Origin of the sequence: Comamonas sp. MYb69, assembly GCF_037479315.1 — a bacterium.
Lineage (GTDB): Bacteria > Pseudomonadota > Gammaproteobacteria > Burkholderiales > Burkholderiaceae_C > Comamonas.
On the sequence record NZ_JBBGZG010000002.1, the window covers coordinates 31,249 to 50,882 of the forward strand.

The 19,634-nt window shown below is 66.7% G+C and carries 15 protein-coding genes; 4 read left to right on the forward strand and 11 right to left on the reverse strand.

What is annotated here, in order from left to right; genetic code table 11:
• Window positions 1-7: 7 nt before the first annotated feature.
• The 9 genes from WH303_RS02345 to trpB all read right to left on the reverse strand — a co-directional run bounded on the left by WH303_RS02345 (window position 8) and on the right by trpB (window position 10,835).
• Complete coding sequence (locus WH303_RS02345) at window positions 8-1,315, reverse strand: acyl-CoA thioesterase/bile acid-CoA:amino acid N-acyltransferase family protein (RefSeq protein ID WP_339516692.1); 1,308 nt, start codon at window positions 1,313-1,315, stop codon at window positions 8-10.
• Complete coding sequence (locus WH303_RS02350; protein WP_339516694.1) at window positions 1,315-2,883, reverse strand: ABC transporter substrate-binding protein; 1,569 nt, start codon at window positions 2,881-2,883, stop codon at window positions 1,315-1,317. Before WH303_RS02350 ends, WH303_RS02345 begins: the two co-directional genes overlap by 1 nt.
• Window positions 2,884-2,955: 72 nt before the next feature.
• Window positions 2,956-3,984: an ABC transporter ATP-binding protein gene (locus WH303_RS02355; protein WP_339517144.1), complete on the reverse strand. Its 1,029-nt coding sequence runs from the start codon at window positions 3,982-3,984 to the stop codon at window positions 2,956-2,958.
• A gap of 5 nt (window positions 3,985-3,989) precedes the next feature.
• Complete coding sequence (locus WH303_RS02360; protein ID WP_339516696.1) at window positions 3,990-5,027, reverse strand: ABC transporter ATP-binding protein; 1,038 nt, start codon at window positions 5,025-5,027, stop codon at window positions 3,990-3,992.
• On the reverse strand, window positions 5,024-5,974 hold the full coding sequence (locus WH303_RS02365) for an ABC transporter permease (RefSeq protein ID WP_312988448.1): 951 nt from the start codon (window positions 5,972-5,974) through the stop codon (window positions 5,024-5,026). The genes WH303_RS02360 and WH303_RS02365 overlap by 4 nt, the downstream gene beginning before the upstream one ends.
• Window positions 5,971-6,945: an ABC transporter permease gene (locus WH303_RS02370; RefSeq protein ID WP_312988447.1), complete on the reverse strand. Its 975-nt coding sequence runs from the start codon at window positions 6,943-6,945 to the stop codon at window positions 5,971-5,973. Before WH303_RS02370 ends, WH303_RS02365 begins: the two co-directional genes overlap by 4 nt.
• Entirely contained in the window at window positions 6,942-8,429 is a 1,488-nt protein-coding gene (locus WH303_RS02375; protein WP_339516701.1) for an NAD(P)/FAD-dependent oxidoreductase, read from the reverse strand. Before WH303_RS02375 ends, WH303_RS02370 begins: the two co-directional genes overlap by 4 nt.
• 11 nt (window positions 8,430-8,440) lie before the next feature.
• Complete coding sequence (locus WH303_RS02380) at window positions 8,441-9,442, reverse strand: LysR family transcriptional regulator (RefSeq protein ID WP_339516703.1); 1,002 nt, start codon at window positions 9,440-9,442, stop codon at window positions 8,441-8,443.
• 193 nt (window positions 9,443-9,635) lie between these two features.
• Window positions 9,636-10,835 carry a tryptophan synthase subunit beta gene (gene trpB, locus WH303_RS02385; RefSeq protein WP_445228251.1) on the reverse strand — a complete coding sequence of 400 codons (1,200 nt, stop codon included), beginning with the start codon at window positions 10,833-10,835 and terminating at the stop codon, window positions 9,636-9,638.
• Between the two features lie 102 nt (window positions 10,836-10,937).
• Here trpB and WH303_RS02390 point away from each other — a divergent pair, with 102 nt between their 5' ends.
• The 3 genes from WH303_RS02390 (at window position 10,938) to WH303_RS02400 (ending at window position 14,588) form a co-directional block, all read left to right on the forward strand.
• Entirely contained in the window at window positions 10,938-12,467 is a 1,530-nt protein-coding gene (locus WH303_RS02390; RefSeq protein WP_339516707.1) for a DUF2868 domain-containing protein, read from the forward strand.
• Between the two features lie 22 nt (window positions 12,468-12,489).
• Entirely contained in the window at window positions 12,490-14,085 is a 1,596-nt protein-coding gene (locus WH303_RS02395) for a DUF3482 domain-containing protein (protein WP_339516709.1), read from the forward strand.
• A 143-nt stretch (window positions 14,086-14,228) separates the two neighbouring features.
• Window positions 14,229-14,588 (forward strand): signal protein, encoded by a 360-nt coding sequence (locus tag WH303_RS02400; RefSeq protein ID WP_428175307.1) that lies wholly within the window; start codon window positions 14,229-14,231, stop codon window positions 14,586-14,588.
• A gap of 47 nt (window positions 14,589-14,635) precedes the next feature.
• On the opposite strand, the gene WH303_RS02405 is transcribed toward WH303_RS02400, so the two are convergent.
• Together WH303_RS02405 and WH303_RS02410 are read right to left on the reverse strand one after the other, a co-directional pair.
• A complete protein-coding gene (locus WH303_RS02405; protein WP_339516711.1) occupies window positions 14,636-16,537 on the reverse strand; it encodes an ABC transporter permease in 1,902 nt (633 codons plus the stop codon).
• A gap of 111 nt (window positions 16,538-16,648) precedes the next feature.
• The gene (locus WH303_RS02410) at window positions 16,649-17,863 is read right to left on the reverse strand and encodes an ABC transporter substrate-binding protein (RefSeq protein ID WP_339516713.1); all 1,215 of its coding nucleotides are present in this window, start codon (window positions 17,861-17,863) and stop codon (window positions 16,649-16,651) included.
• Between the two features lie 321 nt (window positions 17,864-18,184).
• Here WH303_RS02410 and WH303_RS02415 point away from each other — a divergent pair, with 321 nt between their 5' ends.
• On the forward strand, window positions 18,185-19,615 hold the full coding sequence (locus WH303_RS02415; protein WP_339516715.1) for an FAD-binding oxidoreductase: 1,431 nt from the start codon (window positions 18,185-18,187) through the stop codon (window positions 19,613-19,615).
• Window positions 19,616-19,634: the final 19 nt, after the last annotated feature.

Sequence of the window (19,634 nt, forward strand, 5' to 3'; positions counted from 1 at the left end):
CTTGGATTTATGGTTGTGCAGCGCCGGCCTGGGCCGCCACCGCGCGTTCTAGAAACTGCAGCACGCCCTGCCAGGACGCGGCATCGGCATGGGCGTTGTCGGCCGGGTTGCCGCCGCCGGTGCTGACCTTGCCCGAGACCGGGTGCGCATAGACCAGCTGCGTGGTCGGCACATAGGGGAAGAGGATCGCGTGGCCGGCGCGCTCAAAGTCCAGCCACTGCACATCGTGCGGGTGCTGCACTTCGGCGAGCTTGTCGCGCACCATCTTTGAGTACACGCTTGACGGCCAGGAGCCATCGTCAGTCGCCGACAACAGCATCACCGGGCCCTGGATGCGCTCCACCAGGATGCGCGCACGCGCCACGGCCTCGGCATCGCGCAAGGCGGTGCGCATCGCACGCTCATGGCGGTGGGGCGATGGGCCTTCGTCAAACGGGGCCCAGCTGGCCGTGCGGTTGTTCTCCCAGATGTGGGTGAGCGGCTTGCCGCCCAGCAGCCAGGTCGGGCCTTCGCGGCCCACCTGCGGGTCGCAGGCGTTCTGGCCGCTGTGCACCAAGGCGCTGGGCACATAGCCCACCACGGCCGATACCTGCTGTGCAAAGGTGGCCCCCAGCAGCAGCACCAGTTCACCGCCGCGCGACTGGCCGCTGAGCGCGACAAAGTCATGCGCCGGTTGCACCGTGCGGCGCAGCCATTGCAGGCCTTTTTCAAAATACTCCAACGGGGTGTTGGAGATGTAGGGCGACAGGCCCGGCGCCTTGAAATACGCCAGCGCAAAGGCCGCATAGCCGCGCGATGCATAGAGCGCCGCGCGCGGCTCATTGATGCCGCCGCCCGAGCCGTTGACGATCATCACCGCCGGGTGCGGTCCGGCGCCAGCGGGCAGGTACAGGGTGCCGACCAGGCCGTCCTCGCGCACCTCACGGCGGGTCACGCCGGGGGCAGCGAGCTGCTGGCTCAAGCGCGCCTGCGCCTGCGCAGTGCCCGCGCTGGCTTGCAAGCTCGTCAGCAGCGCCTCCGTCACCGGCTGGTTGAACAGCTCGCGGCTGGTGGATGCCACCGGGCTTTGCGACCAGACCAGGCCCATGCCATCGGCACCGGCATAGCTGCCGGAGACGGGCGCATCGCGGTTCAGATCAACCGTACCCTGCGCATCGGCGATGAAGCGCGCCTGCGCGCGCCACAGCACGCCGCTGCGCGGGGTCTCGGCAGTCACCTCCACCGCCTGACCGGGCTGGGCGCCTTCGATACGGATGTGGCGCGCCACATCGATCAGCGCGTCCGCCTGGTCAACCGTGATGGACAGCTGGGCCATCAGGGTGCCACCTTGGTCACCATCGAGGCGGTGGTGCGGTCGCTGCTGAACGGGGTGACCTTCAGGCCCTTCTTCGCGGCCCAGATATTGCGGTAGTGGAACAGCGGGATGATGCCCACATCATCGGACACCACCTTGGCCGACTGGCGCAGGATGCTCTCGCGCTTGGCCATGTCGAACTCTTCGGTGGATTCGGTCAGCGCCTTGTCCACGGCCGGGTTGCTGTAGTGGCCCCAGTTGGAGGCGCCCAGGCCCTTCTTGGCATCGACCGTGGCCAGCACGTTCACCAGCGCATAGCTGGCCTCACCGGTGCCATTGCCCCAGGCGAGCATGCTCATCGCATATTCGTTCTTGTTGGCGCGGCCCGAGTACACGGCCCATGGCACCACCTCCACCTGGGTCTTCACGCCAATGCGGGTCCAGAACTGGGCCACCACCTGGGCCGTTTCCGGGCCCTGTGGATAGCGGTCGTTGGGCACATGCATGGTCAGCTTGAAGCCTTCGGGGAAACCGGCATCGGCCAGCAGCTTCTTGGCCTTGGCGGCATCAAAAGGAATGTTCTTGATGTCGGGGTTGTAGCCATAGGTGTTCTTGGGCATCCACTGGTTGGCCTCGGTGGCCGCGTCCTGCAGGATGCGGTCCACGATGGCGCCCCGGTTGATCGCCAGGTTCAGTGCCTCACGCACGCGCTGGTCCAGCAGCGGGTTCTTCGCCAGCGGCTTGCCGGCGTTGTCGGTGATGAAGGCATTGGGCGCCGGATTGAAGCTGGGCTGCAGCAGCATCACGCGCAGGCCGTCGTAGGGGTAGACGGTGACGTTCGGTGCGTTCTTGAGGCGAGCCAGGTCGGAGACCGAGACCTTGTCGATCACATCCACATCGCCGGCCAGCAGCGCAGCGGTGCGCGATGCGGCATTGTTGATGTAGCGGTAGTTGACCTTGTCCCAGATGGCCTTGTCACCCCAGTAACCCTCATTGCGCTGCATCACCACGCGGTCACCCGGCGTGTAGGAGACCCATTTGTAGGGGCCCGAGCCGACCATGGCCTTGCCCGAGTTGTAGTCTTCGGTGGCCGATTTTTCGCCCACATGCTTGCTGACGATGTGTACCGAGGCCAGGTTCAGCGGCAGATCGGGGTTGGGGATGGTGGTCTTGATGATCAGCGTGTGCGGGTCCTTGGCGGTCACCGATTCGACGGTGCGCAGGTAGCCGGCAAAGGTGGCCACGCTGCCGGGCACGGCGCGGGCGCGCTGGTAGGAGTAGATGACGTCCTCGGCGCTGAAGGCCTTGCCGTCTTGCCACTTCACATCGGTGCGCAGCTTGAACTCCCAGGTCTTGGGGTCCAGGTTCTTCCAGCTCGCAGCCAGGCCGGGCTGCAGCTTGTTGTGGTTGTTCTGCACCAGCAGATCCCAGAAGTGCAGGTCCACCGAGCGGTCGCCGGCGTGGTTGTTGAGCTGGGGGTCCATCGACGAGACCGGGTCGGCAAAGCCGATGTTCAAGGTCTGCGCATGGGCAGCCAGGCCAGCGCCCATCAGGGCAGCGGTGAGGGAAGAGACGATGATGCGTTTCATGGCGAACTCCTGGTGAAACTGTAAAAGCGGGGCAATCAAATACGTAGAAAAAGGCGGCGCTCAGCTGAGCGCTCAGGCGTCGTTCAAATGGCAGGCGCTTTGGTGCTGGATGGCGATACCCTTGAGCTGGGGTGCCTCCACCTTGCAGCGCGGCATCGCACGCGGACATCGGGGATGGAAGTGGCAGCCGCTGGGGGGGTTCAAAGGGCTGGGGATTTCACCCTGGATGGCCGAGTAGGTCTTGTGGCGCGCGTTCATGTTGGGCACCTCGGCCAACAAGGCCTGGGTGTAGGGGTGGTTGGGCCGGGCAAACAGCTCTTCCACCGGTGCGGTCTCGATCACGCGGCCCAGGTACATCACCACCACCCGGTCGCAGATATGCTCGACGACGCCCAGGTCATGGCTGATGAACAGATAGGTCAGGTGCAATTGCTCGCGCAGGTCCATGAACAGGTTCAGGATCTGCGCCTGGATCGACACATCGAGGGCGGCCACGGCCTCGTCGCAGACCAGCATGCGGGGTTGCACGGCCAGCGCGCGGGCAATGCCGATGCGCTGGCGCTGGCCACCGCTGAACTGGTGCGGGTAGCGGCTGCGCAAGGCCGGGTCGAGCCCGGCGCGCTCCATCTGCGCGCAGACGTAGTCGTCAAAACCGGCCGGATCGACCAGGCCATGGATACGGGCTGCCTCGCCGACGATCTCGTCCACGCGCAGACGCGGGTTCAGGCTGGCGTACGGGTCCTGGAAGATCATCTGGATGCGCAGGCGCTCGGCATGGCGCTCGTCCGGCGTCAGGCTGGCCATGGCCTTGCCGGAGAACAGCACTTCGCCATCGGACGGTGGCAGCAGCCCCGCCGCGATGCGGCCCAGGGTGGACTTGCCGCAACCGGATTCGCCCACCAGGCCCACCACCTCACCGGGGCGCACCAGCAGATCGACATGGTCGACCGCGCGGGTGACCGGGTGGGGCTTCTCGAGCCCCAGGCTTTGCAGCAGGCGGCCACCGATGCCCGGCTTATGCTCGCCAAAGCGCTTGCTGACCTGGCGCAGCTCGACCACCGGGGTGTTTGCCGCGCTATCGGCCGCTGTGGTATTCGTCATCTCGTTCATACGCGGGCCTCCAGGCCTTGCGGCGCGGTGGCACCAGAGGTGCTAACGGCGCTGGGGGCGCTGCCGGTCAGCGCCGGGTGAAAGCAGCGTACCAGGCGGCCGGGCAGCGGCTCGGTCTGCTCGGGCTGGGCCTGGCAGGCGGCAGTGGCGCGGGCGCAGCGCGCGGCAAAGGCGCAACCGGGAGGAAGCTGCAGCATATTGGGCGTCATGCCGGGAATCTGCTGCAGGCGGCTGCCGCGCCGGTTGTTGGCCGGCAGGCTGCCGATGAGGCCAGCGGTATAGGGGTGCAGCGGGCTGTCCAGCACGGCATCCACGCCGCCTTGCTCGACAATGCGGCCGGCATACATGACTGCCACTTCGTCGGCCAGACCGGCCACCACCGACAGGTCGTGCGTGATCCAGATCAGCGCCGTGCCCTGCTGGCGCGCGAGCTTTTGCACCTCGGACAGGATCTGCGCCTGGATGGTCACATCCAGCGCCGTCGTGGGCTCGTCGGCAATGATCAGATCGGGTTGGTGCAGCATGGCAGTCGCTATGGCCACGCGCTGGCGCATGCCGCCCGACAGCTGGTGCGGGTAGGCCTGCAGGCGCTCGTCGGGGCTGGCAATGCCCATCATCGCCAGGGTCTCGCGGGCCCGCTCACGTGCCTGGGCCTTGCTGGCGGAGGTGTGGGCGCGCACCGCTTCGATCATCTGCGTGTCCACGCGCAACACGGGGTTGAGCGTCATCATCGGGTCCTGGAAGATCATCGCGATGCGGTTGCCCTGCAGCTGGCGCAGCTCGCGCGGCTTGATCTTGGTGATGTCGCGGCCCTGGAACAGCACCTCACCGCCGGTCACGCGGCCCGGCGCATCGACCAGGCCCATGATGGAAAAACCGGTGACGGACTTGCCCGAGCCGGACTCGCCGACCAGGCCCAGGATACGGCCACGCTCCAGGGTGAAGGACACATCATTGACCGCGCGCAGGGTGCCGGCGCGGGTCGCAAACTCGGTGCGCAGATTGCGCACCTGCAAGGTGGGCACGCTGCTCATCGGGTGTTCCTCGGGTTCAGGACATCGCGCAGGCGGTCGCCCACCAGGTTGATCGCCACGATGGTGACCAAGAGCGCAATGCCGGGGTAGAAGCTGATCCAGTACTGGCCCGAGAGCATGAACTGGTAACCGTTGGAGATTAGCAAGCCCAGCGATGGCTCGGTGACCGGCACGCCCAGGCCCAGAAAGCTCAGGGTGGCCTCCAGGGTGATCGCGCGGGCGATCTGCAAGGTGCCGATCACGATCAGCGGCGGCAGGCAGTTGGGCAGGATGTGGCGCACCATGATGCGCCAGTTGGGGATGTCCAGGCAGCGCGCCGCCTCGACATACTCGCGCCGGCGCTCGACCAGGGCCTGGCCGCGTGCGGTGCGGGCGTAGTAGGCCCATTCCAGGATCACCAGGGTCAGCACCACATTGCCCACGCCCTTGCCCAGGTAGGCGAGGATCATCATCGCCACCAGGATCGAGGGGAAGGACAGGATCAGGTCCACCACGCGCATGATGATCGTGTCCGTCTTGCCACCGGCATAGGCGGCCAGCAGGCCCAGCAAGGTGCCCACCACACCGGCAATCAGCGCCGAGCCCACGCCCACCAGCAGGCTGATGCGCAGGCCGTAGAGAATCGCCGAGTACAGGTCGCGCCCCTGGCCATCGGTGCCCAGCAGGTAGTGAAAGCTGTCCAGCCCATTGGCCGAGCCCGGCGGCAGGCGCGCATCGAGCACATCGAGCTGCTGCAGGTCATAGGGGTTCTGCGGCGTGATCCAGGGCGCGACGAGCGCTGCCAGGATCAGCACGACGGCGACGACGAGGCCAAACAGCGCCAGGCGCGAGGCCAGAAAATCGGCCACATGCGCGCGCCAGGGCGAAGGCTGGCGCAGCGCCGCTGCCGGGGCGGTGCCTACGGGGGCGTTGGCAGGGGTGTTAGCAGGGGTATTGGTGCCGCTCATGCTGCGCCCTCCAGGCGCACGCGGGGGTCGAGCACCTTGTACAAGATATCCACGATCAGATTGAGCGTGACAAACAGGCAGACCACCACCACCAGGTAGGAGACGATGACGGGACGGTCCAGCGCATTGATGCTGTCCAGAATCAATTTGCCGGCGCCCGGCCAGGAGAAGATGCTCTCGGTCACCACCGCAAAGGCGATGGTCGAGCCCAGCTCCAGGCCCAGCACGGTGACCAGCGGAATCATCGTATTGCGCAGCACATGCAGGCCCACCACGCGCAGCGGTGACAGGCCCTTGGCGCGGGCAAACTTCACATAGTCGAGCGGCAGCACCTCGCGCACACCGGCGCGCGTCAAACGGATCACCAGCGAGATCTTGAACAGCGACAGGTTGATCGCCGGCAGCAGCATGTGCCTGAGGCCATCGGCCGTCAGAAACGACCACTGCGCACCCAGGAACTCCACGGTCTGGCCGCGCCCGCTCGATGGCAGCATGCCCAGCGAGACGCTGAAGGTCATGATCAGCATCAGGCCGACCCAGAAGGTGGGCAGCGAAAAGCCCACGATACTGCCGGCCATGATGGATTTGGAGAACCAGCTCTCGGGGTAGAGGCCGGCCAGCAGACCCAGCGGCACGCCCAGCACCACGGCGATGACCAAGGCGGCAACCGCCAGCTCCAGCGTCGCCGGCAGGCGCTGCAAAATCAGCTCGATGGCCGGCACGTTGTAGACAAAGCTCACGCCCAGGTTGCCCTGCAGCGCGCCGCCGACAAAGCCCAGGTACTGCCGCCACAGCGGCTGGTCAAAGCCCAGCTGGGCGATGATGCGCGCGCGCTCGACCTGGTCCACGTCCTGGCCGATCAAAATATCGACCGGGTTGCCGATGGCATGCAGGCCGACGAAGACGATCACCGTCATCAGCAGCACCACCACCACGGCCTGCGCAAGGCGGCGCAGCAGCCAGCCGATCATGGTGCGCCCGCCTTGTCCAGCAGTGCGGCGGCTTCGCCAGGGGGCTCGGCCGGTGTCCACTCATCGCCAAACACCTCGGGGTCGCTGAAGGCCTGCAGCTTCTCGAAATGCCACTGCACATCTTCGGCATACAAGCGGCTGCTGATGCCCTGGGCCAGGCGCTCGGCGCCCACGCTGATCGCAGGAATATCGCCGGACACCGTGCCATGCGTCAGCGCGGCCGGGTAGGAGAACGCATGGATGCGCTCCAGCCCCGGGCAGGCGCCGGGAATCTTTTGCTGCAGCTCGAAGGCCGGGCCCAGGTCGGGCGAATCGGAGAGCTCCTGGTCGTCCTCGCCCTCGGGGTGGCGGTAGCGGTCGCCCCAGTTGCGCACATGGGCGGCAAAGGGCGCAAACTCGCTGCGCGCATTCCAGTCGATGCGAAAGCCGGTGGAGAACACGACAAAGTCCAGGTGGAACACGCCCTTGGAGGTGTGCACGCGGATCTCGTCGCCGGTCCATTCCATGCGCTCGATCGCGCAGCCCAGGTTGAAGCGGGCATTGGCATGGCGCGAGACGCGCAAGGTGCTGCCCCGGGGTGGCGGCACCTGCTGCACATTGATGTAGTGGCGGATCTTCCACTTCCAGTCATCGGGCAGCTGCAGGTGGCCATGGGTCAGACCCGGGCTGCCGGCGCCCTTGCCCTTGTTGACGCGGGGAATGTCCTTGCGGCGGATCAGCAGGTCGACGCTGGCCGCGCCGCTCTCCAGCGCGGTGGCGGCGCTGTCCATGGCCGAGGCACCGGCCCCGACCACGCCGATGCGCTGGCCGGCCAGCTGGGCGTAATCGGTGCTGTCCGAGGAATGGGCCCAACGGTCGCGCGGCAGGCTGCGCGCCATCTCGGGCACATAGGCGCCGCCCAGGCCGTCGCGGCCGGTGGCCAGCACCACATGGCGCGCCAGCACCTTGCGTGCGCCGCCGGGCGTCTCCAGATCGAGCTGCACCACGCCATCGGCGCCGCGCGGGCGCACGGCCAGCACCTTGTGGCCGTTGTGCACCGGCAGCGCCAGCACCTGGCGGTACCAGCGCAGGTAGTCCATCCACTGCAGGCGCGGGATCTTGTCGAGCGCCTCCCAGGCCTCCAGGCCGAACTGCGACTCGAACCAGGCGCGGAAAGTGAGCGCCGGTTTGCCCAGCGCCGGGCCGGTGAGCTGCTTGGGCGAGCGCAGCGTTTCCATGCGCGCTGTCGTTGCCCAGGGGCCTTCAAAGCCCGCCGGCGACTGGTCAAAGATCTCGGCCGGCACGCCCATGAAGCGCAGCGCCGCGCATGCGGCCAGGCCCGACATGCCGCCGCCGATGATGGCCACGGGCAGCACCGGCTCGCCCTCCAGTGCGGTCTCGGGCAGCCAGTCCTTGGCGGGCAGGTCCAGCCAGGCCAGGTCCTGGCGCACCCGGGCTTCGAGTGCGGCCAGCCCCTGGGGCGGCAGTAAGCGTTCGTCGTTCATGCGTGGTTCTCTCAAAATTCTGGTGTGCCCGTAGCGGGCCGCTGGCCCTCGGGCAGCATTTCTTCCAGCAGCGCGGCGTGGGCGCGTGCGTCATGCAGTACAAAGCCGGGCAGCAGCGCCTGCGCCACCTCGGTCAAGGCCTGGCACAGCGCATCCATCGCTGGCGTGCAGGGCGTGGCCTGCTGGCTGACCACGCCAAACAAAAAGGGGATCTCGGTATCGAGCGGGCGCACCACCACACCTTGCAAGGGCAGGCCCAACGCCGTCACCGGCTCCAGCACCGATACGCCCAGGCCCGCGCGCACGGCGGCCATCGCATTGACCGAGGCATTGGTTTCCATGAACTGGGTCTCGCCCGGCTGCGCACCCGGGCGGGCGGCGGCAAAGGCCTCATCCAGGCGGCCGCGCAAGCGGTAGGGATTGGCCATGGTGATGATGCGGCGCTCGGCCAGTGCCAAAAGCGGCACCACCTCGAGCGCAGCCAGTGGGTCCGCTTCGGGCAGCACTGCGACGCAGGGCGCGCGGCCAATCCAGTGCACCTGCAGGCCTCGGTGCTCCAGCGGCAGGCTGCTCACGCCCAGTTGGGCGGCACCCGTCAGCACGCCCTGCGCCACCTGCTCGGGCGAGGCGCTGCGCAACTGGATGTGCGAGATGCTTTGCGCCATCGCGCCTTCGAGCCGCGCCAGCGCCGCAGGCACCAGGCCCGCAGCCAGCGCCGGCGTGGCCAGCAGGTTCAGCGGGCGCTGGCTGCCGCCTGCAATCTCGCGGGCGCGCTGGCGGATCTGCTGCAGGCTGTGCAGCGCATGGGCCACATCCTCGTACAGCAAAAAGCCTTGCTCATTGGGCGTAATCCGCGGGCCATTGCGGCTGAACAGCGCGTAACCAATCTCCTGCTCCAGCTCCTGCACCAGGCGGCTGATCGCGGGCTGCGAGCGGCCCAGCATGCGGCCGGCGGCCGTCACGCTGCCGGTGGAGATGACAGCCGCAAAGGCCTCAAGCTGGCGAAGTTCCATGGTATTTGATGCGAAAAACGCATTCTGAACTATTGAGTATGCGATCTACAAATACTAAATACACATATCCAAATAGCAGAAGCGTATTTACCCGAGTACGCGGGGGCGCGCCAGCCGCCCTGCAGACGCAAAAAAGGGAGCATGTGCTCCCTGTGTGGCGGCCGTTTCCGGCTGCTTTTAGCTTAAAACTCGCTCAGAGCCCCAGCTTCTTGGCCACATAATCAGCGTCCTTGTCACCCCGGCCAGAGAGGTTGACGAGGATGTTCACCCCCTTGTCCAGCTGCGGCGCAATGCCCATGGCCCAGGCGACGGCATGGGCGCTTTCCAGCGCCGGGATGATGCCCTCGACCCGCGACAGGGTCATAAAGGCGTTGAGGCAGGCCTGGTCGTTCACGGCCTGGTAGTCGACCCGGCCCAGGTCCTTCAAGTAGCTGTGCTGCGGGCCGACACCGGGGTAGTCCAGGCCCGAAGCGATCGAATGCACGGCCGCAGGGCTGCCATCGGCGTTCTCCAGCACATAGCATTTCATGCCATGGATGGCACCGGGCTTGCCCACCGACAAGGTGGCGGCATGCTTGCCCGGCTGGTCCACGCCCTCGCCCGCTGGCTCCACGCCCACCAGCTTCACACCGGCATCGGACAGAAAGGCCGTGAAGATGCCCATCGCATTGGAGCCCCCGCCCACGCAGGCCGCCACATAGTCGGGCAGCTTGCCGTGGCGGGTCTGGAACTGCTCGCGCGCCTCGCGCCCGACGATGGACTGGAAGTCGCGCACCATCTTCGGAAACGGGTGCGGTCCCACCACCGAGCCAATCGCATAGAGGTAGTTCGTCGGGTCCTTGAGGTACTCCTCAAACGCGCTGTCGACCGCCTCCTTCAGAGTCGCCTGGCCAAAGCTCACCGGCACCAGCTTGCAGCCCAGGATGCGCATCTTGGTGACGTTGGGGTGCTCTTTTTCGATATCGACCTGGCCCATGTGGATTTCGCAGGGGATGCCCACCAGCGCGCAGGCCGTCGCCAAGGCCACGCCATGCTGGCCGGCGCCCGTCTCGGCGATCACCTTGGTCTTGCCCATGAACTTGGCCAGCAGTGCCTCGCCCAGGCAGTGGTTGATCTTGTGGGCCCCCGTGTGGTTGAGGTCTTCGCGCTTCAAATGGATCTGCGCGCCGCCCAGCTGTTCCGAGAGTCGCTTGGCATGGAAGATCGGGCTGGGGCGGCCCACATAGTCCTGGAACAGCTGCTGGAGCTCGTCCTGGAAATCCTGGCGCTGCACGATCTGCTCGTAGGCCTCGGCGATATCGTCCATCGCCTTTTTCAGATGCGGGGGCACCAGCTGGCCGCCATAGTCACCAAAGAAACCGTTGGCATCGGGCATCTCAGCAAAGTTCATCATTGTTGTCATAGGCTGCTTTAACTCTGTGATGGCAAAGCCTTGTTGATACCACAGCACTCCGGGCAAAACCTTGCAGGTTTTCCCGATGCCACAATAGCTGCCATGAAAGCTGACGCCGTTCGTGATATCGCCCTGGCCCATGCCATCGAAACCTCACCGCCCCATGAGGCCCTGCCCAGCGCTGCGCGCTGCGAGGCCATCACGCAGGAGGTGCTGCACACCTTGGGCAAGCCCGCGCTGGGTGGCAAGGCCGGCCAGGCCGCCTTTGCCCAGTTTCTGCAGCTGCGCGCCAAGCGCATCATCCAGGCCAGCCAGCTGCCCGCTGATGTGCGCCAGCTGTGGCAGCATGCCCCGGGCCTGGCGCGCTGGGCACCGCTGGCCATCGGCCTGCTGGCGCTGTGTTTTGGCTTTGCCAGCCACCGCATTACCGACCCGCACCGGGTCGATCTGCTGTCGCTGTCGCTGATGGGCATCGTGCTGTGGAACCTGCTGATGTATGCGGTGCTGCTGGTGCGCAGTCTGCTGCGCCTGGCACGGCGCCAGCCAGCGCACGTGGCGCCCTGGGAGCCTGCGCAACAGACTGCGGGCAGTGCAGACACCGCCAGCGCCACCGCCGACGAGCAGCCCGGCTGGCTGGCCCGCCTGCGCGGCAAGGCCATGCCTGCGCTGCGCGGCAGCGGCCTGCGCAAGATGGCGCTGCGCTTTGAGCGCAATTGGTGGCAGGCCAGCGAAGGGGTGCGCAACGCCCAGCTGCTGCAGTGGCTGCACCTGGGTGCGGCCCTGGTGGCGGTGGGCGCACTGGCCTCGCTCTGGCTCACGGGCCTCACCAAGGAATACCAGGTCGGCTGGGAGAGCACCTTCCTGTCGGCCCCGCAGGTGCAGCACTGGCTCAACATCCTGTTCGCCCCCACCCAATGGCTGCAGTGGACGACGCCCTGGAGCCTGGCCGACATCCAGGCGCTGCAAGGCTGGGTGACCAGCAGCATGCCGGCGCAGTACCCATCGGCAGCAGCCCAGGCGCCGCAGCCGGGTGTGCTGAGCGCGCCCGTGTCCTATGTTGGGGAGCGCTGGGTCTGGGCCTATACCGCCTTGCTGGGCGCCACCGTGGTGGTGCCGCGTCTGCTGCTGGCCCTGTGGCAGGGGCTGCGCGCGCGCTGGCGCCGCCAGCACCTGCAGCTGCCGCTGAACCAGGCCTACTTTGCCCGCCTGCAGCGCGACTTTGGCGGCCTGGCCACGCGCCTGGTGCTGCTGCCGTTCAGCATCGATGTGACGCCCGAGCGCCGCGCGGCGATCGACCACCATGCCATCGGCCTCTATGGCGCCGGCGCCCATGTCGACTGGCTGCCGACCCTCGCCTATGGCGCAGCGCTGCCGGCCGTCGATATCGCGCCCGCTGCGCAGGCCATTGCGCTCATCAACCTGTCAGCCACGCCCGAGGCCGAGGTGCATGGCGAGCTGCTGGCCCAGCTGCGCAGCCGCTTTGGCGCCAACGGCCAGCTCTGGCTCTGGGCCAGCGACTTTGCCGCGCGCAATGCCGGCGCCCCGCGCCGCCTGCAGGAGCGCGAAGCGCTGTGGCAGGAGTTTGCCCAGCAGCACGGCTTCAACGCCCAGCTGATCACCACCGGCGCCTGACGAGACCCGCACGATGACCGAGATGACGAACGCTCCCCCACTCCCCACCGCCGTGCCGCAGGCAGCGGATGCGGCCAACGACCAGACCATCGCCTGGTGCCTGCTGTCGCACACCAATATCGGCAAGACCACGCTGGCCCGCACCCTGGTGGCCGAGGACATTGGCGAAGTGCAGGACGCCGCCCATGTCACCAGCCAATCGCAGCGCTACCTGCTGCAGCGCACCGAACAGGGCGATGAACTCTGGCTCTGGGACACGCCGGGTTTTGGCGATTCGGTGCGGCTCTACAACCGTTTGAAGCAGCAGGGCAACCCGCTGGGCTGGTTTCTGTCCAACGTCTGGGACCGCTGGCGCGACAAACCCTTCTACATGAGTCAGCGCGCCTTGCAGGCCGCGCGTGACCATGCCGATGTGATGCTCTACCTGGTCAATGCCGCCGAAGACCCGGCCGACGCCGGTTACTGGGCCAGCGAGATGCGCATCCTGCAGTGGATGGACAAGCCCGTGCTGGTGCTGCTCAACCAGATCGGCAGCGACACCACAGCCGCGCAAACCGCTGCCGACCTGCAGCGCTGGCGCGCGGCGACGGCCGAGTTTGCCGGCACCGTGCGCTCGGTGCAGGTGCTCGATGCCTTCACACGCAGCTGGTGGCATGAAAAGCAAGTGATGCAGTCCATCGCGCCGCTGCTGCCCGATGCCAAGCAGCCGGCCTACCAGCGCCTCTTGCAAACCCGCGCGCAGCGCCAGCAAGCGCGCGAAGCGGCCAGCCTGCAGGCCCTGGCCGAGCAGCTGCTACTGGCGGCCACCGCGCAGGAGACCGTGCAGGCCAGCGACAACAAGCTCTGGCAGCGCGCCTGGAACAAGGTCAGCGGCTCGGTCGCGCAAGCGATCCGGGGCAGCGGCGCTGAGGGCGCTGAGCTCAGCCCCGAGCAGACCGCCGCGATGCAGCGCCTGACCCAATCCCTGCAGCAGGCCGACCTGGCCAGCACCCAGGCCCTGCTGGCGCTGCACCAGCTCGATGGCCAGGCGGCCAGCCAGATCCAGCAGCAGCTCAAGGACCACCTGAAAACCAGCACACCGCTGGACCCGCAGACGGCCAGCCTCTGGGGTGCGCTCACGGCAGGTGCTGCGACCGGCCTGGGCGCCGATATGGTGGCCGGCGGCATGACCTTGGGCGCAGGCGCGCTGGTCGGCGCTTTGGTGGGCGCCGTCACCTTTGCCGGTGCTGCCTGGAGCGCCAACAAGATGTTTGACCAGCAGGCCCAGCGCTTTCACCTCTCGCCCGAATACCTGAGCGCCTTGACCGGCCAGCTGCTGCTCAAGTACCTGGTGATCTCGCACTTTGGCCGGGGGCGCGGGCGCTACACCAGCCCCAGCGCGCCAGCGCAGTGGAGCGAGGCCGTGCAGGCCGCCGTGCAGCACCGCGCCACCCAGTGGCAGCAGCAGTGGAAAGCGCTGGGCAGCCTGGCGCCCGACGCGGGCCTGAGCAGTGAGGCACGTGCCGCCCATCTGCAGGCGCTGCAGCTGCAGCTGGGTGAATGCCTGCACCAGGCGCTGGGCCGCCTCTACCCCGACATGGATCGACCGACGGTCAATGCTGATGCGAATAATCAATAAAAACAAGCAATTACAAAATTATTGGCGATAAAAAACACCGATCCGCATTGACCCGCTTGTTTTTTGCAAACGCCCGTCGCAGCATGGAGATGCCATGGCCCAGCAAGCCAGGCATCCCAGCAACTCAAGGACAGGAGAGTTTTATGCGCAACACCTGGAAAGCCTGGATCAGCGGTATCGCCCTGTGCAGCACAGCGGCCGTTTTTGCCCAAACACCGGCAGCGGGTACGGCACCGGCGGCCAAACCAGCCCCTGCCGCCAAGGCCGCGCCAGCGGCCCCCGCAGCCGCAGCGCCAGCGGCCGCTGCCGACAAAGCCAAGGCCAAGACCCCCGCCCCTGGCGGCGGTGCCGGCAAGGTCTGGGCCAATACCAGCTCCAAGATCTACCACTGCCAAGGTGACCGCTACTACGGCACCACCAAGCAAGGCGAGTACATGACGGTGGCCGATGCGAAAGCCAAGGGCATCCAACCGGCCAAGGGCAGCAAGGCCTGCAACAGCTGATCAGGCCTACCCCAACACACTCCCCCCGCGCACCCTGGCGGGGTTTTTTATGCCCCGCGCCGCTGCAGCAGCCACTGCCACCAGCGCTTGCCATAACCGGCAATGCCCTGCGGGAACAGCAGCACCAGCAGCAGAATCACGGCGCCCAAGGTGGCACGCCAGTAATCGGTGTTGCGCGCCACGGCATCATGCAGCCAGGTAAAGCTGAAGGCGCCCAGAATCGGGCCGACCAAGGTCTGCACACCACCCAGCAGCACCATGACCAGGCCATCCACCGACTTGGCCACCGACATGGTCTCCGGCGAAATACTGCCCTTGGAGAACGCAAACAAGGCGCCCGCCAGCCCGGCCACCGAGGCGGCCAACACAAAGCCCATCCACTGCACCCGTGCCACCGCAATGCCGATGGCCTCGGCGCGCAGCGGTGCGTCGCGGCTGGCACGCAGCGCATAGCCCAGCGGCGCATACAGCACCCGCCACAGCGCCAGCACGCTGGCGGTGGCCAGCAGCAGGGTCAGCAGGTAGAACCAGCGCTTGTCCTCCAGCCAGGCCGCCGGCCAGACACCCGTGAGGCCATTGCTGCCGCCGGTGACCGAATCCCACTGGAAGGTGGTGGCCCAGATGATCTGGGCAAAGGCCAGGGTCAGCATCGAGAAATACACGCCCGTCAGCCGCACCGCAAACCAGCCCGTCAGCAGGCCGCCCAAGGCCGCCAGCAGCGGCGCCAGCAACAGCGCCCACAGCATCGGCAGGCCGGCCGCATTCAGCAGCAGCGCAGCGCCGTAAGCCCCCAGGCCAAAAAAGGCCGCATGGCCAAAGGAATGCAGGCCCGCCGGCCCCATCAAAAAATGCAGGCTGGTGGCAAACAACGCGGCAATGACCAGGTCCACCATCAGCACCAGGGTGTAGGACTGCGCATCCACCGCCCAGGGCAGCGCCAGCAAGGCCAGCAGCACGGCGGCGCCCACGGCCTTCAACGCAGGCGGGGGCGCGCGCAGCGGCTGCTCGCGCAGGCCATGGCTGCGGCTCGCGGCCTGCGGCTTGCCCAGCAGGCCCCAGGGGCGCAGCACCAGCACCACGGCCATCACCAAAAAGTCCGCCACCAAGGTGAGCTGCGGAAACGCGATGTCGATACCGGCGATCTGCACCACGCCCAACCAGATGCACAAGGCTTTCACCGTCGACACCAGCAGCGCCGCGACAAAGGCGCCGGTGAGCGAGCCCATGCCGCCGACCACCACCACGACAAAGGCCGAGCCAATGGTCTGCAGATCGAGCTCCAGGGTCGCCGGTTCGCGCGGCAGCTGCAGCGCGCCGCCCAACCCGGCCAAGGCGGCCCCCAGCGCAAACACCGCGGTGAACAGCCAGGCCTGGCGCACGCCCAGCGCACCGACCATTTCGCGGTCCTGCGTGGCGGCGCGCACCAGCATGCCAAAGCGGCTGCGGTGCAGCAGCAGCCAGGTGGCACCCAGCACCAGGGGGCCCACCGCGATCAAAAACAGGTCATAGCTTGGAAAGGCGCGGCCCAGGATATCGACCGCGCCGCCCAGCCCTGGTGCGCGCGGGCCCAGCAGCTCATCGGGCCCGCACAGCCACAGCACCGCATCCTTGATCACCAGCACCAGCGCAAAGGTGGCGAGCAGCTGAAACAGCTCGGGCGCCTTGTAGACGCGGCGCAGCAGCAGCACCTCGACCACGCCGCCCAGCAGGCCGACGGCGATGGCCGACAGCGGCAGCGACAGCCAGAAACCCCAGCCACCGCCCAGCGGTGCCATGGCCTCGGCCAGCGCATAGGCCGCATACAGGCCCACCATGTAGAAGGAGCCGTGCGCAAAGTTGACGATGCGGCAGACGCCAAAAATCAGCGACAGCCCGGCGGCCACCAGGAACAGCGACGAGGCGCCGGCCAGGCCATTGAGCAGTTGCACCAGCAGACCGGAAAAACTCATGCGCCTCCCTGCGCTTGTTGCCATGCCTGGCCGCTCTGGCGCCCCAGCCAGCGGGGCATGCGCGCCCACCGACCTGCGGCGCTTGCGGGGGCCAGGCAGCGGTCCATCGGCTTATTGCGGGCGCATCTTGCGCACTTCTTCATCGCTGGGCAAGTAGTCCTTGCCATCGCGGTAGACATAGTCCACCAGCTCGCCCTTGCCGCCCACGTTCTTGAGCTTGCCCACATAGGCGCCCATGGTCGATTGGTGGTCCTGCGCGCGCCAGGTGATCGGGCCAAACGGCGACACGACCTGCAGGCCTTCAAAGGCCTTGATCAGCGCCTCGGTGTCGGTGCTGCCGGCCTTCTTGATGCCCTCGGCCAGCGACTTGATACCGGCATAGCCAACGACCGAGCCCTGGCGCGGGTAGTCCTTGTACTTGGCCTGGTAGGCGTCAAAAAAGGCCTTGTGCTCGGGCGTCTTCAGGCTGTGCACCGGGTAGCCGGTGACGATCCAGCCATTGGGCGTTTCGGCCTTCAAGGTGTCGAGGTACTCGGGCTCGCCGCTCAGCACGCTGACGACCTCGCGGTCCTTGAACAGGCCGCGCGTATTGCCCTCGCGCACAAACTTGGTCAGGTCGGTGGCAAACAGCACGTTGAAGATCGCATCGGGCTTGGCATCGGCCAGCGCCTGCACCACGCTGCCGGCATCGACCTTGCCCAGCACGGTGGCCTGCTCGGTGACAAACTCCACATCGGGCTGCGCCGCCTTCATCTGCGCCTTGAAGGTGGCGACCGACGACTGGCCGTATTCGTAGTTGGGGTAGACCAGGGCCCAGCGCTTTTTCTTGAGCTTGAGCGCCTCTTCGACCAGCATCGACACCTGCATGTAGGTGGAGGGGCGCAGGCGGAAGGTGTAGGCATTGCCATTGCTCCAGACCATCTTGTCCGTCAGCGGCTCGGTAGCCAGGTAGAAGAACTTGCGCTGCTTGGCAAAGTCGGTCAGCGCCATGCCGGTGTTGGACAGAAAACCGCCCGCCAGCACATCGACCTTTTCGCGCGCGATCAGCTCCTCGGCCACGCGCACGGTATCGCCCGGGTTGGCGTTGTCGTCGCGCGTGATCAGCTCGAGCTTCTTGCCGTTCACGCCGCCTGCGCGATTGACCTCGTCCACCGCCAGCTTCATGCCGCGCTTGTAGGGCTCCAAAAACGCGGGCTGGTTCTTGTAGCTGTTGATCTCACCGATCTTGATGACACCAGCCGCCTGGGCAGCCGAGGCCCCCAGGCCAGCGAGCAGCAGCGCACTGGCCGTGCGGGACAACAAAGGGGTGCGGGCAGAAATACGCATGCAAAAGTCTCCAGGTGAGACCGGCCCCACAGCGGAGGCAGGCGCTGACAGTCAGGCCGCTATTGTGACGGCTTCCGCGCGCTGTGAACGCCCGGGACTGCAAAGGGCTGCCCGCATGCAGATCTGGACGCGGCTGCCGGTGCGGATGCCGATCAGGTTTTGACCGCTTGGTGCGATGGGTTTTGCTGCCTGCGGCGCCCTAGCCAGATCTTTTGACTAATTGCCATTCGATCACATGTATTCGTATTTCATCTAATACTAATCTTATTAAGAATTAGCCATCATCGAGTCCTCTCTCCCAGACTTTGGACCCGTGGGCATATGGCATTGATTCAGACCTTCATCGCGTTGCTTGGTGATAGCGCAGTTCTCCGCAGCAAGGAGGACCTGGCCGGCCATGTGACCGACTGGCGCGGACGCTACCAGGGCCAGGCCCAGTGCGTTGTGTTTCCGTCGACGACGGCGCAGGTGGCGGAGGTGGTCCGGCTCTGCCATGCAGCGCAGGTGCCGGTGGTGGCCCAGGGCGGCAATACCAGCCTCTGCGAAGGCGCGATTCCGCGCGCGGATCTGCCCGAGACCGTGGTGATCCACCTGGGCCGCATGCGCCAGGTGCGCGCGGTCGATCCGGCCAACAACTCGATGGTGGTCGATGCCGGCTGCGTGCTGCAGACCGTGCAGGAGACCGCCCGCAGCCATGGGCGCCTCTACCCGGTGAGCCTGGGCGCCGAAGGCTCCTGCCAGATCGGCGGCAATATTGCGACCAATGCCGGCGGCACGGGGGTGCTGCGCTATGGCAATACCCGCGAGAACGTGCTGGGCCTCGAAGTGGTGCTGCCCGATGGCCGCATCTGGGAAGGGCTCTACGGCCTGCGCAAGAACAACACCGGCTTTGATCTCAAGCATTTGTTCATTGGCTCCGAAGGCACGCTGGGCATCATCACCGGCGCCACGCTCAAGCTCCACCCGCTGCCCACGGCGCGGGCGATGGCCTGGCTGGCGGTGGAGTCGCCCCAGGCGGCGATCGACATGCTGGCCCGTTTCCAGAGCCGCTGCAGCGCCTCGCTGTCGGCCTTTGAGATGCTCAACGATGTGCAGCTGAACATTGTGCTGAACCATGTGGCCGACCGGCGCGCGCCGCTCAGCCCCAGCTACCCCTGGCATGTGCTGGTGGAGCTGACCGACACCTGCGACGAGGCGCTGCTGTCCGCTGCGCTCGAAGAGACGCTGTCGGCTGCTGCCGAAGAGGGCCTGCTGCTGGATGCGGCCATCGCCACCAACGGCAAGCAACAGGCCGACTGGTGGGAGGTGCGCCACAGCGTCTCCGAAGGCAACAAGAAGGCCGGCATCGGCATCAACACCGACCCGGCCGTGCCGCTGTCGGCCATCCCGGCCTTCATCAGCCAGGCAACGGCTGCGGCGCACGGCATTGTGCCGGGCGCGCCCATCATCATCGTGGCCCACCTGGGCGACGGCAATGTGCACTTCATCCCGCAGCTGCAGTTTGCGCAGTGGCAGGCGCTCTCGCCCGCTGAGCAGGACCAGCTCTCGCACCGCGTCAAGCAGGCCGTCAACGAAGTGGCCTGCGCGCTGGCAGGCACCTTCAGCGCCGAGCATGGCATCGGCCAGGTGCTGACCGACGAGATGGCGCTGTTCAAGCCCGCCGTCGAGCTCGACCTGATGCAGGCCATCAAGCGCGCCATCGATCCGCAGCAGCGCTTCAACCCCGGGCGCCTGCTGCCGCCCGCCCCCTGATCCCTCCCCTCCCTTGACT

Excerpts from the sequence above, each read along its gene's own strand:
- WH303_RS02345 (WP_339516692.1), bottom strand. The coding sequence starts at position 1,315 with ATGGCCCAGCTGTCCATCACGGTTGACCAGGCGGACGCGCTGATCGAT.
- WH303_RS02350 (WP_339516694.1), bottom strand. The coding sequence starts at position 2,883 with ATGAAACGCATCATCGTCTCTTCCCTCACCGCTGCCCTGATGGGCGCT.
- WH303_RS02355 (WP_339517144.1), bottom strand. The coding sequence starts at position 3,984 with ATGACGAATACCACAGCGGCCGATAGCGCGGCAAACACCCCGGTGGTC.
- WH303_RS02360 (WP_339516696.1), bottom strand. The coding sequence starts at position 5,027 with ATGAGCAGCGTGCCCACCTTGCAGGTGCGCAATCTGCGCACCGAGTTT.
- WH303_RS02365 (WP_312988448.1), bottom strand. The coding sequence starts at position 5,974 with ATGAGCGGCACCAATACCCCTGCTAACACCCCTGCCAACGCCCCCGTA.
- WH303_RS02370 (WP_312988447.1), bottom strand. The coding sequence starts at position 6,945 with ATGATCGGCTGGCTGCTGCGCCGCCTTGCGCAGGCCGTGGTGGTGGTG.
- WH303_RS02375 (WP_339516701.1), bottom strand. The coding sequence starts at position 8,429 with ATGAACGACGAACGCTTACTGCCGCCCCAGGGGCTGGCCGCACTCGAA.
- WH303_RS02380 (WP_339516703.1), bottom strand. The coding sequence starts at position 9,442 with ATGGAACTTCGCCAGCTTGAGGCCTTTGCGGCTGTCATCTCCACCGGC.
- trpB (WP_445228251.1), bottom strand. The coding sequence starts at position 10,835 with ATGATGAACTTTGCTGAGATGCCCGATGCCAACGGTTTCTTTGGTGAC.
- WH303_RS02390 (WP_339516707.1), top strand. The coding sequence starts at position 10,938 with ATGAAAGCTGACGCCGTTCGTGATATCGCCCTGGCCCATGCCATCGAA.
- WH303_RS02395 (WP_339516709.1), top strand. The coding sequence starts at position 12,490 with ATGACGAACGCTCCCCCACTCCCCACCGCCGTGCCGCAGGCAGCGGAT.
- WH303_RS02400 (WP_428175307.1), top strand. The coding sequence starts at position 14,229 with ATGCGCAACACCTGGAAAGCCTGGATCAGCGGTATCGCCCTGTGCAGC.
- WH303_RS02405 (WP_339516711.1), bottom strand. The coding sequence starts at position 16,537 with ATGAGTTTTTCCGGTCTGCTGGTGCAACTGCTCAATGGCCTGGCCGGC.
- WH303_RS02410 (WP_339516713.1), bottom strand. The coding sequence starts at position 17,863 with ATGCGTATTTCTGCCCGCACCCCTTTGTTGTCCCGCACGGCCAGTGCG.
- WH303_RS02415 (WP_339516715.1), top strand. The coding sequence starts at position 18,185 with ATGGCATTGATTCAGACCTTCATCGCGTTGCTTGGTGATAGCGCAGTT.